This is a genomic window from Pseudomonas sp. WS 5027, from assembly GCF_012985695.1.
Taxonomy (GTDB): domain Bacteria; phylum Pseudomonadota; class Gammaproteobacteria; order Pseudomonadales; family Pseudomonadaceae; genus Aquipseudomonas; species Aquipseudomonas hygromyciniae.
This window is the reverse complement of the sequence record NZ_JAAQWU010000001.1, coordinates 540,953-553,434: the sequence shown is the minus strand read 5'-3', so window position 1 is coordinate 553,434 and position 12,482 is coordinate 540,953. Positions and strand designations below refer to the sequence as shown.

14 protein-coding genes are annotated in these 12,482 nt (G+C 61.4%); 8 read left to right on the top strand and 6 right to left on the bottom strand.

What is annotated here, in order from left to right; genetic code table 11:
• Positions 1 to 137 precede the first annotated feature (137 nt).
• Genes HBO09_RS02580 through pilG form a run of 4 tightly spaced genes read right to left on the bottom strand, consistent with a single transcriptional unit; the run spans position 138 to position 3,552 of the window.
• On the bottom strand, positions 138 to 2,189 hold the full coding sequence (locus tag HBO09_RS02580) for a methyl-accepting chemotaxis protein (protein ID WP_169991426.1): 2,052 nt from the start codon (positions 2,187 to 2,189) through the stop codon (positions 138 to 140).
• On the bottom strand, positions 2,186 to 2,722 hold the full coding sequence (locus HBO09_RS02575; RefSeq protein WP_169991423.1) for a chemotaxis protein CheW: 537 nt from the start codon (positions 2,720 to 2,722) through the stop codon (positions 2,186 to 2,188). Before HBO09_RS02575 ends, HBO09_RS02580 begins: the two co-directional genes overlap by 4 nt.
• Positions 2,723 to 2,734: 12 nt before the next feature.
• Positions 2,735 to 3,100, bottom strand: coding sequence for a twitching motility response regulator PilH (gene pilH, locus HBO09_RS02570; RefSeq protein ID WP_169991421.1), 366 nt, complete (start codon positions 3,098 to 3,100; stop codon positions 2,735 to 2,737).
• A gap of 44 nt (positions 3,101 to 3,144) precedes the next feature.
• Complete coding sequence (gene pilG, locus HBO09_RS02565) at positions 3,145 to 3,552, bottom strand: twitching motility response regulator PilG (RefSeq protein WP_032858786.1); 408 nt, start codon at positions 3,550 to 3,552, stop codon at positions 3,145 to 3,147.
• A gap of 239 nt (positions 3,553 to 3,791) precedes the next feature.
• Here pilG and gshB point away from each other — a divergent pair, with 239 nt between their 5' ends.
• From gshB to HBO09_RS02530, 7 genes are all read left to right on the top strand, one after another.
• The gene (gene gshB, locus HBO09_RS02560) at positions 3,792 to 4,745 is read left to right on the top strand and encodes a glutathione synthase (RefSeq protein WP_029300457.1); all 954 of its coding nucleotides are present in this window, start codon (positions 3,792 to 3,794) and stop codon (positions 4,743 to 4,745) included.
• A 77-nt stretch (positions 4,746 to 4,822) separates the two neighbouring features.
• Entirely contained in the window at positions 4,823 to 5,722 is a 900-nt protein-coding gene (locus tag HBO09_RS02555) for an energy transducer TonB (RefSeq protein WP_169991419.1), read from the top strand.
• Between the two features lie 190 nt (positions 5,723 to 5,912).
• Positions 5,913 to 6,482, top strand: coding sequence for a YqgE/AlgH family protein (locus HBO09_RS02550; protein WP_169991417.1), 570 nt, complete (start codon positions 5,913 to 5,915; stop codon positions 6,480 to 6,482).
• Positions 6,482 to 6,919, top strand: coding sequence for a Holliday junction resolvase RuvX (gene ruvX, locus HBO09_RS02545; protein WP_005792259.1), 438 nt, complete (start codon positions 6,482 to 6,484; stop codon positions 6,917 to 6,919). The genes HBO09_RS02550 and ruvX overlap by 1 nt, the downstream gene beginning before the upstream one ends.
• 82 nt (positions 6,920 to 7,001) lie before the next feature.
• A complete protein-coding gene (gene pyrR / locus HBO09_RS02540) occupies positions 7,002 to 7,508 on the top strand; it encodes a bifunctional pyr operon transcriptional regulator/uracil phosphoribosyltransferase PyrR (protein WP_029300467.1) in 507 nt (168 codons plus the stop codon).
• 24 nt (positions 7,509 to 7,532) lie between these two features.
• Positions 7,533 to 8,537: an aspartate carbamoyltransferase catalytic subunit gene (locus HBO09_RS02535; RefSeq protein ID WP_038444135.1), complete on the top strand. Its 1,005-nt coding sequence runs from the start codon at positions 7,533 to 7,535 to the stop codon at positions 8,535 to 8,537.
• Positions 8,534 to 9,805 (top strand): dihydroorotase, encoded by a 1,272-nt coding sequence (locus HBO09_RS02530; RefSeq protein ID WP_169991415.1) that lies wholly within the window; start codon positions 8,534 to 8,536, stop codon positions 9,803 to 9,805. The genes HBO09_RS02535 and HBO09_RS02530 overlap by 4 nt, the downstream gene beginning before the upstream one ends.
• Before the next feature lie 144 nt (positions 9,806 to 9,949).
• On the opposite strand, the gene HBO09_RS02525 is transcribed toward HBO09_RS02530, so the two are convergent.
• Positions 9,950 to 10,378, bottom strand: a complete 429-nt coding sequence (locus tag HBO09_RS02525) for a TM2 domain-containing protein (protein ID WP_169991413.1) — start codon at positions 10,376 to 10,378, stop codon at positions 9,950 to 9,952.
• Between the two features lie 249 nt (positions 10,379 to 10,627).
• Between HBO09_RS02525 and HBO09_RS02520 the strand changes: the two genes are divergently transcribed.
• Positions 10,628 to 11,263, top strand: coding sequence for a C40 family peptidase (locus HBO09_RS02520; protein WP_169991411.1), 636 nt, complete (start codon positions 10,628 to 10,630; stop codon positions 11,261 to 11,263).
• 140 nt (positions 11,264 to 11,403) lie between these two features.
• Here HBO09_RS02520 and HBO09_RS02515 read toward each other — a convergent pair whose 3' ends face one another.
• Entirely contained in the window at positions 11,404 to 12,438 is a 1,035-nt protein-coding gene (locus HBO09_RS02515) for a type IV pilus twitching motility protein PilT (protein ID WP_169991409.1), read from the bottom strand.
• Positions 12,439 to 12,482 lie beyond the last annotated feature (44 nt).

Here is a 12,482-nt window from a genome sequence, read left to right as displayed (position 1 = left end):
TGAAGAGTGAACGTTCATGTGGGAGCGGGCTTGCTCGCGAAAGCGCTGGGTCAGTCGGCACATTAGGTGACTGATACACCGCTTTCGCGAGCAAGCCCGCTCCCACATTTAGATTGCGGTGGTTTTGAGGGGGCATTTCATTCATTGGGCTTGCGCACGGGCGGCAAGGTGAAGCCCGATACCGAACGGCGCAACTGGCTGGCCATTTTGGCCAGGTTGCCGATGCTCTCGGCGGTGGCCGTGGAGCCCGATGAGGTCTGGCTGGTGATCTGCTGGATCACGTTCATGGTCAGGGAGATCTGCCCCGCCGACGAGGTTTGCTGCTGCGCGGCGTTGGAGATGCTCTGGATCAGCGCGGCCAGGGTCTTGGACACCCCTTCGATTTCTTCCAGGGCCACTCCGGCGTCCTGGGCCAGCCGCGCGCCACGCACCACTTCGGTGGTGGTCTGTTCCATGGAGATCACGGCTTCGTTGGTATCGGTCTGGATCGCCCGCACCAGGTTCTCGATCTGCCGGGTGGCGGCCGAAGAGCGTTCGGCCAGGCGTTGCACTTCATCGGCCACCACTGCAAAGCCGCGCCCGGCATCGCCAGCCATGCTCGCCTGGATCGCGGCGTTGAGGGCGAGGATGTTGGTCTGCTCAGCAATGTCGTCGATCAGGCTGACGATATCGCCAATCTCCTGGGACGACTCGCCCAGGCGTTTGATGCGCTTGGCGGTGTCCTGGATCTGTTCGCGAATGTTGTCCATGCCGTGGATGGTGTTGTGCACCACCTCATTGCCTTTGTTGGCGATCTCCACCGAACGCTCAGCCACGGCCGAGGACTCGGCAGCGTTGGCCGACACCTGGTCGATGGATTGGGCCATCTGGTTGATCGCCGTCGAGGCTTCGGCGATCTGCTGGGCCTGGTGTTCCGAGGCCTGGGCCAGGTGCATGGCGGTGGCCTGGGTTTCCTGCACGGCGCCGGCCACTTCACCGGCGGTGAGGTTGATGGTCGCCACCAGGTCGCGTAACTGGTCCACCGAATAGTTGATGGAATCGGCGATGGTGCCGGTAAAGTCTTCGGTCACCGACGCGGTCACGGTAAGGTCGCCGTCGGCCAGGTCTTCGATTTCGTCCAGCAGGCGCATGATCGCGTTCTGGTTGCGTTCGTTTTTCTCGGCGGTTTCGCGCAACTGGCGATTGGTTTCGCGCACCATCACCAGGCCGATCAGGATGATCGACGCCAGCGCCAGCAAGCCCAGAACATAGCCGCCGATGGTGTCGAGGGTGCGCCCGCCGGCCAGGTTTTCAAAGCCTATGGCCAGGTGCGAGGCTTCATCGAGCAGGGTCTGCGAGAGGCTGAAGATATTGCTCGCCGAAGCGCGCACCTGGAACAGTTGCGGCGAGGTTTCGAGGATTTCATCCACGGAGCCGGAGACAAACTCGAACAGCTCGGCAATCTCCGCCAGGCGCGCACGGGCGTCCGGGTCTTGCACCTCGCTGATCTTCAGGCCAGCGCTGCCCTGGAGCATACCGGCCAGGACCTGGCCAAAGCGGTTGGCATCGCGGCCAAAGGCGTCGGCGGCCTTGACCGCCGTGTCATCCCCCGCCAGCACCGTGTTGACCGCCCCCAGGATGCGCTCGGCCAACAGCGATTGGCGCTGGGCCACGGCCACCTGGCTGGCGGGCGCGCCGCGCTGCAGCAGGATCTCGACTACCTTTTCCGATTCCAGCTGCAATTGCGGCACGGTTTCGGCCAGGGTCGCCGCCACTTGATGCAGGGACAGCACCGTCTGCTCGCTGGCCAGGATCACGTCGGTGTTCTTCAGCAAGGCTTCCCAGTCATGCTGCACGGCGCGCATTTCGCCACGCACGGCGCTTGGCGCAGCGGGCAGGCCGGTGGCCGGGTCGCCTTTTTTCAGGTAGCCCCAGCGCTGGGCAAAATCATTGCGCGCCTCGCTCAACAGCTTGAACGCGGCGGCCTTGCCGGCCGCAGCCTCGGTGGCGTTCTTGGCAATGCGCTGGGACAGCACCCGCAGTTCGCCGGCATGGCCGATGTACTGCTTGTCATAGGTGGACTGGGTGTTGAGGTACGCGAAGTTGGCGAACAGCAGCATGATGAAAATGATCAGCGCAATAAACAGCACGATGATCTGCGAACGGCTACGGGAGGCTTCCTGCGGTTTGACGGGCGTGGCGGTGCTCATGCGGCAACATCCAGAAAGCCCGGGGCCTGGGCCAGGGCGAAAGGGCTGAAGACCTGCCACAGCGGGTCGCCGCTGAACTGGCCTTGGATAAACGCAGCGCTGGCGGCGGGCACACTGGCGGATACCGGGCGCAGCAGGTCCTGGGCAAAATGCTGCAGGCCGACCACTTCATCCACCAGCAGGCCGACAAAGGTGTCTTCGTGTTCAATCACCAGCACCCGGCGCTGCTTGCGTGCGGCCGACAGCTCATAGCCGAAGAACCCGCACAGGTTGATCACCGGCAGCAAGCGCCCGCGCAGGTTGGCCACGCCCCGAACCCAAGGCTTGACCCCGGGCATCAGGGTACAGCGCGGCTCATGCAGCACTTCGGCGACTTCGCCCATGGGCGCCACATACCAATGCCCGCCCAGGCGAAAGCCGATGCCGCTCCAGCTGTGCGAGCGGGTTTCCTGGGACGGCAGATCAGCGGCCAGCAGGCGGCAGCGGCGGTCGATGTCCAGCAGCAGCTCAAAGGCGGTTTGCGACTCGGTCATGGGAGCGTGCCGTCAGAGTTTGAGCACCTTGTTCAGGACCTCAATCAGTTTGTGTTCTTCCACCGGCTTGATCAGGTACTCCTTGGCGCCCTGGCGTGCGCCCCAGATCTTGTCGGTGTCCTGGTCCTTGGTGGTGACGATGATGATCGGGATACCGTTGGTTTCCGGCTCCTTGGACAACTGGCGCGTGGCCTGGAAGCCATTGAGGCCGGGCATGACGATATCCATCAAGACGGCGTCGGGCTTTTCCTGGCGGGCCAGGGCCACGCCATCGGCACCATTTTCGGCCTTGAGGACCTGGTGCCCGTGCTTTTCCAGCATGCCGGTCAGTTTGTACATTTCAGTCGGCGAATCGTCGACGATCAGAACGCGTGCCATGGTTTTCCCCACTACATTGGTTGACGCAAGCCCTGGGGGCTGGGTCAATGTGCTTGTTCTACTGCAGCGAAACCCGGCACATAGGCCTTGATCGCACTCAGCAGTTCTTCCTTGCTGAAAGGCTTGGTCAAAAATTGATCGACGCCGACGATGCGCCCCTTGGCCTTGTCGAACAGGCCATCCCTGGACGACAGCATGATCACCGGGATGGCCTTGAACGCCGGGTTGTTCTTGACCAGAGCGCAGGTCTGATAGCCATCCAGGCGCGGCATCATGATGTCGACAAAGATGATGTGCGGGTGATGGTCAACGATTCTGGCCAGGGCATCAAAACCGTCGATGGCCGTGATGACTTCGCACCCTACGTTCTTCAACAGCGTTTCAGCGGTGCGGCGAATCGTTTTCGAATCGTCGATCACCATCACTTTCAAGGCGTTGGAATGCTGTTCCATATCTGCTCTACCATCGCCACAGCGAATCGGTTTTCGGTGTGTACTGCCGGCTACTGCCTGGGACGAGCGCCAAAACCCTTGCCGTGCAAGGGCCGACACGCCATGGCAGCCTTTTTAGCACAGACTGGGGAGGCAATCTATCGGCCGACCGGCAAGGTGGTTTTTCCTTGACCCACAACAGCCGCAGCGCCACTCTGACGCCACTTTTATGCGCCCTTATTTGCTAGAGGAAATCCCCCATGAGCGTTCGCGTCGGCATTGTCATGGACCCTATCGCCAGCATCTCCTATAAAAAGGATAGCTCGCTGGCCATGCTGCTGGCCGCCCAGGCCCGCGGCTGGACCCTGTTCTATATGGAACAGCGCGACCTTTACCAGGGCGACGGCGAGGCGCGGGCGCGGATGCGCCCTCTGCAGGTGTTTGCCAACCCTGAAAAGTGGTTCGAACTGCAAGACGAGATCGACAGCCCCCTGAGCGACCTGGACGTGATCCTGATGCGCAAGGATCCGCCGTTCGACATGGAGTTCGTCTACTCCACCTACCTGCTGGAGCAGGCCGAACGTGCGGGCGTGCTGATCGTCAACAAGCCCCAGAGCCTGCGCGACTGCAACGAGAAGTTGTTCGCCACGCTGTTCCCCCAGTGCACGCCGCCCACCGTGGTCAGCCGCCGCGCCGATGTGCTGCGTGAGTTTGCCGCCAAGCACGGCGATGTGATCCTCAAGCCGCTGGACGGCATGGGCGGCACCTCGATCTTCCGCCACCGCGCAGGCGATCCGAACCTGTCGGTGATCCTCGAGACCCTGACCGCCCTGGGCACCCAGCAGATCATGGGCCAGGCCTACCTGCCGGCGATCAAGGACGGCGACAAGCGCATCCTGATGATCGATGGCGAGCCGGTGGATTACTGCCTGGCACGTATCCCGGCAGCCGGCGAGACCCGTGGCAACCTCGCGGCGGGTGGTCGTGGCGAAGCCCGTCCGCTGAGCGACAAAGACCGCTGGATCGCCGCCCAGGTTGGCCCGACCCTGCGGGAGAAAGGCCTGCTGTTCGTAGGACTTGACGTAATTGGTGAGCACCTGACGGAAATCAACGTCACCAGCCCGACCTGTATTCGCGAAATAGACAACGCGTTCGGCACCAACATCGGCGAAATGCTCATGGCAGCCATTGCCGACAAGCTACAAGCCAAGTGACATAGAACAGCCGGAGGTCAGCCAACATTGCGCTATCATGCCCCACCTGTGAAACGCGCGATGTTGGTTTTCCTGTTATGACGCTTCCGTCCGACCTGCCCCCCGAAATCAGCCACAGCGGCGTACGCCCGGCTGATCGGCTCGGATTCACCCTATTTCTGGCAGCGCTGATTCATTTGGCGCTGATCCTCGGCCTGGGCTTCACGTTCGTCGAACCCCAGCAAATCAGCAAGACCCTGGAAATCACCCTCGCCACCTTCAAAAGTGAGAAGAAGCCCGAAAAGGCTGACTTCCTGGCCCAGGACAATCAGCAGGGCAGCGGCACCCTGGATAAAAAGGCAGTGCCCAAGACCACCGAAGTGGCGCCCTTCCAGGACAACAAGATCAACAAGGTCACGCCGCCTCCGGTGGCCAAGCCCGAGGTCAAGCAGGCCGCGCCCAAGGCCGCCGTCGCCACCATTGCGCCAAAACCCCAGAAGGCCGTGACCCAGCGCGAAGCCGTGAAGACCGAACCTGCGCCAAGCAAACCCGCCCCCACATTCGACAGCTCGCAACTTTCCAGCGAAATCTCCAGCCTGGAGGCCGAACTGGCTAACGAACAGCAGCTGTATGCCAAGCGCCCGCGCATCTACCGGCTCAACGCCGCCTCGACCATGCGCGACAAAGGCGCCTGGTATAAAGACGAATGGCGCAAGAAAGTCGAGCGCATCGGCAACCTGAACTACCCGGATGAGGCTCGTCGCCAGCAGATCTACGGCAACTTGCGCTTGCTGGTGTCGATCAATCGCGACGGCTCCTTATATGAAGTGCTGGTGCTGGAGTCGTCCGGCCAGCCATTGCTGGACCAGGCGGCACAACGCATCGTGCGCCTGGCCGCGCCGTTCGCCCCGTTCACCGGCGACCTGAACGATATCGACCGCCTGGAAATCATCCGCACCTGGCGGTTTGCCAAGGGCGACCGGCTTTCCAGCAACTGATCAGCCCAACGCTGTAGGAGCGAGCTTGCTCGCGAAGAACCTGAGGCCGCCGCATGCATTCTGACTGCCCGCGTTATCGTTGACGATCTTCGCGAGCAAGCTCGCTCCTACAGCCCAAGCAAACCCGCCAACCGATTTCCTACACATCCCCAGCTTGTCAGTTCGCCCCTCCAACGCCACACTAGCGGACATGAAAAATGTCAGCCCGACTTACCTCAAGCACCAATTCCTGATCGCCATGCCCCACATGGCCGACCCGAACTTTGCGCACACCTTGACCTATATCGTCGAGCACACGGCCAATGGCGCCATGGGGCTGGTGGTCAACCGCCCGCAGGACCTGAACCTGGCCGATATCCTTGAGCAACTGCGCCCGGAGATCGATCCACCTGCCAGTTGCCAGGCGGTGCCGATCTATTTCGGTGGCCCGGTGCAGACTGACCGGGGCTTTGTGCTGCACCCCAGCGGCCCGACGTTCCAGGCAACCGTCGACCTGGATGGCGTGTCGCTGTCCACCTCCCAGGACGTGCTGTTTGCCATCGCCGATGGCGTCGGCCCGCAGCAGAGCCTGATCACCCTGGGTTACGCGGGGTGGGAAGCCGGGCAACTGGAAGAAGAGCTGGCCAACAATGCCTGGCTGACCTGCCCCTTCGATGCCGAGATTCTGTTCAATACCGCCAGCGAGCTGCGACTGAATGCCGCTGCAAAGCAACTGGGGATCAACCTCAACCTGCTGACCAGCCAGGCGGGGCACGCCTGATGGCCTTGCGACTGATCCTCGGATTTGACTACGGCACCAAGCAGATCGGTGTTGCCGTGGGCCAGGTCATCACCGGCCAGGCCCGCGAGCTGTGTACCTTGAAGGCGCAAAACGGCATACCGGACTGGAATCAGGTCGAAGCCCTGATCAAGGAGTGGAAGCCGGACGCGGTGGTGGTCGGCCTGCCGTTGAACATGGACGGCACCCCCAGCGACATGTGCCTGCGCGCCGAAAAATTCGCCCGCCGCCTCAACGGTCGCTACAACCTGCCCTTCTATACCCACGATGAACGCCTGACCACCTTTGAGGCCAAGGGTGAACGTCGCGACCGTGGCGGGCAGAAAGGCAGCTACCGCGACAACCCGGTCGACGCCATTGCCGCCGCCTTGCTGTTGCAGGGTTGGCTGGATGAAAACACCGCTTTATTTGAATCCTGACTGACGCGGCTTGCCGCGTCTTCTTACGTTTGAGCCCGGACTTTGTCAGCGTCACGCTGCCCGAGCCCTTGAAGGAGCCACCATGAGCCTGCCCAATCCCGCCGAACTGATCCGTCAGATGGCGACGAGCCTCACGACCCATCTGCAACACCGCGCCATCAGCGAGCCGCGTTTCATCGGCATCCGTACCGGTGGTGTGTGGGTCGCCCAGGCGTTGCTGCAAGAGCTGGGCAGTGACTCGCCCCTGGGCACCCTGGATGTGTCCTTCTACCGCGATGACTTCAGCCAGAACGGCCTGCACCCGCAAGTGCGCCCGTCTGCGCTGCCCTTTGAAATCGAAGGCCAGCACCTGGTGCTGATTGATGATGTGCTGATGAGCGGCCGCACCATCCGTGCTGCCATGAACGAGCTGTTCGACTACGGCCGCCCGGCCAGCATCACCCTGGTCTGCCTGCTCGACCTCGAAGCTGGCGAACTGCCGATCAGCCCGGATGTGGTGGGTGCAACCCTGTCGCTTTCAGCCCAACAGCGGGTAAAATTGTCCGGTCCCACGCCGCTCGAACTCGAACTGCAAGACCTCGCCCTTTAAACCGCCTTGTAAAGAGTCCCCGCGATGACGCCTCTAGATGCCAAGCGCCCGCTGCAGCTCAACGCTCAGGGCCAGCTGCAACACTTCCTGTCCCTCGACGGCCTGCCCCGCGAATTACTCACCGAAATCCTCGACACTGCCGACTCGTTCCTTGAAGTCGGCGGCCGGGCGGTGAAGAAAGTCCCGCTGCTGCGCGGCAAAACCATTTGCAACGTGTTCTTCGAGAACTCGACGCGCACCCGCACCACCTTCGAGCTGGCGGCCCAACGCCTGTCAGCCGACGTGATCACCCTGAACGTCTCCACCTCGTCGGCGAGCAAGGGCGAAACCCTGCTCGACACCCTGCGCAACCTGGAAGCCATGGCGGCCGACATGTTCGTGGTCCGCCACGGCGACTCGGGCGCGGCGCACTTTATCGCCGAGCACGTGTGCCCGCAGGTGGCGATCATCAACGGCGGCGATGGCCGTCACGCCCACCCGACCCAGGGCATGCTCGACATGCTCACCATCCGTCGACACAAGGGCGGCTTTGAAAACCTCTCGGTGGCCATCGTCGGCGACATCCTGCACTCGCGGGTGGCACGCTCGAACATGCTGGCCCTGAAAACCCTCGGCTGCCCGGATATCCGGGTGATCGCGCCGAAAACCCTGCTGCCGGTAGGCATCGAGCAATACGGGGTGAAGGTCTATACCGACATGGCCGAAGGCCTGAAGGATGTCGATGTGGTGATCATGCTGCGCCTGCAACGCGAGCGCATGGCCGGTGGCCTGCTGCCCAGCGAAGGCGAGTTCTACCGTCTGTTCGGCCTGACTACCGCGCGCCTGGCCGGCGCCAAGCCGGATGCCATTGTCATGCACCCTGGCCCAATCAACCGGGGGGTGGAGATTGAGTCGGCGGTGGCCGACGGCCCGCACTCGGTGATTCTCAACCAGGTCACCTACGGCATCGCGGTGCGCATGGCCGTACTGTCCATGGCCATGAGCGGGCAAACCGCCCAACGTCAATTCGAGCAGGAGAACGCCCAGTGAAGCTCAGCATTCTCGGCGCCCGAGTCATCGATCCGGCCAGTGGCCTGGATCAAGTCACCGATCTGCACCTGGAAGCCGGCAAGATCATTGCCATCGGCGCCGCCCCCAATGGTTTCAACCCGGTCGAGAGCATCGACGCCAAAGGCCTGGTGGCCGCGCCCGGCCTGGTAGACCTGAACGTCGCCCTGCGCGAGCCGGGCTACAGCCGCAAAGGCAGCATCGCCAGCGAAACCCGCGCCGCCGCTGCAGGTGGTGTCACCAGCCTGTGCTGCCCGCCGCAAACCAAACCGGTACTGGACACCTCGGCCGTGGCCGAGCTGATCCTCGACCGCGCCCGCGAAGCCGGTAATTGCAAAGTATTCCCCATCGGCGCCCTGAGCAAAGGCCTGGATGGCGAGCAACTGGCCGAGCTGATTGCCCTGCGTGACGCCGGTTGCGTGGCCTTCGGCAATGGCCTGGAGAGTTTTCGCAGCACCCGCACCCTGTGCCGGGCACTGGAATACGCCGCCACTTTCGATCTGACCGTGATCTTCCACTCCCAGGACCACGACCTGGCCGAAGGCGGCCTGGCTCACGAAGGCCCCACCGCCAGCTTCCTCGGCCTTGCGGGCATCCCGGAAACCGCAGAAACCGTAGCCTTGGCCCGTGACCTGCTGTTGGTGGAACAAAGCGGCGTACGCGCCCACTTCAGCCAACTGACCAGCGCCCGTGGCGTGGCCTTGATTGCCCAGGCCCAGGCCCGTGGCTTGCCGGTGACCGCCGATGTAGCGCTGTATCAGTTGATCCTGACGGATGAGGCGCTGATCGACTTCTCCAGCCTGTACCACGTGCAACCGCCCCTGCGCACCCGCGCCGACCGTGATGGTTTGCGAGCGGCGGTGAAGTCGGGGGTGGTTTCGGCGATCTCCAGCCATCACCAACCCCACGAGCGGGATGCCAAGCTGGCACCATTTGGCGCCACAGAGCCTGGGATCAGCAGCGTCGAACTGCTGCTGCCGTTGGCGATGACCTTGGTGGAGGATGGTTTGCTGGACCTGCCAACATTGCTCGCACGCCTGAGCTCAGGCCCAGCGCAAGCACTGCGCCTGCCGGCGGGCAAGCTGGCAGTAGGTTCGGCGGCAGATCTGGTGCTGTTTGATCCGGCCAGCTCCACCGTCGCTGGCGAGCAGTGGTTGTCCAGGGGTGAAAACTGCCCGTTCATCGGCCATAGCTTGCCGGCGACTGTGCGCTACACCTTGGTGGATGGGCGGATCAGCTACCAGGCTTGATCCAGAACTGAAGCGGGCACAATCAAATGTGGGAGCGGGTTTGCTCACGAAAGCGGTATATCAGTTAACAAATAGGTCGACTGATACACCGCTTTCGCGAGCAAGCCCGCTCCCACAATTAGATCCTCACAAGGCTGGAGCTGATCAGCGACCGCCCAACCGCTCGGCATTGCGGATCGAGATCTGCGTGTTCAGCGTCCAGAAGTCATACAGCACCCCGATCAGGAACAAGCCACCGGTCACCAGGTACAACAGGCCGGTGAGCCATTTGCCCTGATACATGCGGTGCAAGCCAAACACCCCAAGAAACGCCAACAAAATCCAGGCCACGTTGTATTCAATGGGCCCAGCGGTAAAACGCAGGTCGGCTTCGCGGTCCATTGCCGGGATCAGAAACAGGTCGATCAACCAGCCAATACCCAGCAAACCAAAGGTGAAGAACCAGATCGTCCCGGTCACCGGCTTGCCGTAATAGAAGCGGTGCGCCCCGGTAAATCCGAAGATCCAGAGCAGGTAACCGATCATCTTGCTGTGGGTGTCCTGTTGCGAAACATCCTGTCGATAGGTGTTCATGAATGACCTCTTTTACCTCGATAGATAAATATTTCTGGTTTCTTTGTGACTTTTTTACAGGCACCCGACGTACGGCAAATGGTATCGTCCCTTCCCTCAAAGCCTTATGCCACCTGACTTGTGTAGGACAATTGCGACAGTTCGTCGCGGTTTTCCTGATTTTGACGTCAAGGTTCAGTCGACAAACGGCCTGAGAAAGACACTAAAAGCTGTTATAAAGTTGCGCGCAAACCAACAAGAGCCTGCCTTATGCGACCATTTTTAAAGACATGGCTAACCATTTGCCTATTGATGCCACTGGCCGCCCACGCCACCAATCGTGAGCAACGACTTCCGAACGTTAATGGTTTCACCCCTAAAGTTCATGCCACTACCAATTCTGCCAAATCGGTAAAACTCACGGTCAAGCGCCCAGCTCAACTGAGCAAGGCCAACGTTAAAGCAGTTCCCGGCCTGGTAGCGAGCAATAACCAGCAAAGCAGCAAAGTCCTCAGCCGTGCCGTCAACGTGCTCGGTACGCCTTATCGTTGGGGCGGTAGCAGCCCAAGTAAAGGTTTTGATTGCAGCGGCCTGGTGAAATACGCCTTCAACGATGTAGCTGCGGTGGATTTGCCACGCACCTCCAATGCCATGGCCAGTGGCCATGGGCAGAAGGTTGATCGCAAGGATTTGAAGCCCGGCGACCTGCTGTTTTTCAAGCTCAAGAGCCGCCAGGTCAACCATGTGGCCATCTACTTGGGCAACGACCGCTTTATCCACGCTCCGCGCCGTGGCAAGTCGGTCAGCATCGACACCCTGAAAAAGCCGTTCTGGAACAAGAACTACGTGATTGCCAAGCGCGTACTGCCTAAAGAGCAAAACAACCTGCGCATTGTGCAACGCTGATTCAAGGCTCAAATGCGGTAACACATGTGGGAGCGGGCTTACTTGCGAATGCAATAGATCAGCCACCAAAGAGGGTGACTGACACACCGCATTCGCGAGCAAACCCGCTCCCACATTTGATTTTTATTGCCCGCAAGACCTCACATGTCGGTAGGCACCCTCGCCTTCTGCTGCGCCTCTTCCCGGCTGACCAGCCCCTGGCTGACCAACCCCTTCAAGCTCATATCCAACGTCTTCATCCCCAGCGCCCCTCCCGTCTGGATCGCCGAGTACAACTGCGCCACCTTGTCCTCGCGGATCAGGTTACGGATCGCCGGTGTACCGAGCATGATTTCATGGGCCGCCACGCGCCCGCCGCCAACTTTCTTCAATAACACCTGGGACACCACCGCCTGCAGCGACTCCGAGAGCATCGAGCGGACCATGGCCTTTTCCCCCGCCGGGAACACATCCACCAGACGATCCACGGTCTTTGCCGCCGAACTGGTGTGCAGGGTGCCAAACACCAGGTGCCCGGTTTCAGCTGCCGTCAGGGCCAGGCGGATGGTTTCCAGGTCGCGCAACTCGCCGACCAGGATCACATCCGGATCTTCGCGCAGCGCAGAACGCAGGGCGGCGGAGAAACTGTGGGTATCGCGATGCACCTGGCGCTGGCTGATCAGCGCCTTGCACGGCTCATGGACAAATTCGATAGGGTCCTCAAGGGTCAGGATGTGTTGCTGATGGCTGTTGTTGAGGTAATCGATCATCGCCGCCAGGGTGGTGGACGTGCCCGAGCCCGTGGCCCCGGTCACCAGCACCAGCCCCCTGGGCAGTTCGGCGATGCGCCGGAACACATCGCCCAGCCCCAGGGATTCCAGGCTCTGCACCCGGGAGGGAATCGCGCGAAACACCGCGCCCATGCCCCGATGCTGCTGGAACACGTTGGCGCGAAAGCGCGCCACACCGGGCAACTCGAAGGCAAAATCCGTTTCAAGAGATGTTTCGAAATCCTTTTGCTGGTGTTTATTCAGGATCGGGCCGAGCAAGTCCGCTACTTGCGTAGCGCTCAATGAGGGCCAATCGAGTGGCACGACCTCGCCATCGACTCGCATCCTCGGCGCCAACCCTGCCGACAGATGCAGGTCAGAGGCGCCGCGGCTGACGCTTGCGGTCAGCAGTTCAGTGATGTCCATAGGGCTATCCATTTCCAGTAGAATGCCGCGGACTCCATATCCAC

Coding starts and splice junctions, on each gene's coding strand:
- HBO09_RS02535 (WP_038444135.1), top strand. CDS start 7,533: ATGACGCCTCTAGATGCCAAGCGCCCGCTGCAGCTCAACGCTCAGGGC.
- ruvX (WP_005792259.1), top strand. CDS start 6,482: ATGGCCTTGCGACTGATCCTCGGATTTGACTACGGCACCAAGCAGATC.
- HBO09_RS02580 (WP_169991426.1), bottom strand. CDS start 2,189: ATGAGCACCGCCACGCCCGTCAAACCGCAGGAAGCCTCCCGTAGCCGT.
- gshB (WP_029300457.1), top strand. CDS start 3,792: ATGAGCGTTCGCGTCGGCATTGTCATGGACCCTATCGCCAGCATCTCC.
- pilH (WP_169991421.1), bottom strand. CDS start 3,100: ATGGCACGCGTTCTGATCGTCGACGATTCGCCGACTGAAATGTACAAA.
- pyrR (WP_029300467.1), top strand. CDS start 7,002: ATGAGCCTGCCCAATCCCGCCGAACTGATCCGTCAGATGGCGACGAGC.
- pilG (WP_032858786.1), bottom strand. CDS start 3,552: ATGGAACAGCATTCCAACGCCTTGAAAGTGATGGTGATCGACGATTCG.
- HBO09_RS02515 (WP_169991409.1), bottom strand. CDS start 12,438: ATGGACATCACTGAACTGCTGACCGCAAGCGTCAGCCGCGGCGCCTCT.
- HBO09_RS02520 (WP_169991411.1), top strand. CDS start 10,628: ATGCGACCATTTTTAAAGACATGGCTAACCATTTGCCTATTGATGCCA.
- HBO09_RS02550 (WP_169991417.1), top strand. CDS start 5,913: ATGAAAAATGTCAGCCCGACTTACCTCAAGCACCAATTCCTGATCGCC.
- HBO09_RS02555 (WP_169991419.1), top strand. CDS start 4,823: ATGACGCTTCCGTCCGACCTGCCCCCCGAAATCAGCCACAGCGGCGTA.
- HBO09_RS02525 (WP_169991413.1), bottom strand. CDS start 10,378: ATGAACACCTATCGACAGGATGTTTCGCAACAGGACACCCACAGCAAG.
- HBO09_RS02575 (WP_169991423.1), bottom strand. CDS start 2,722: ATGACCGAGTCGCAAACCGCCTTTGAGCTGCTGCTGGACATCGACCGC.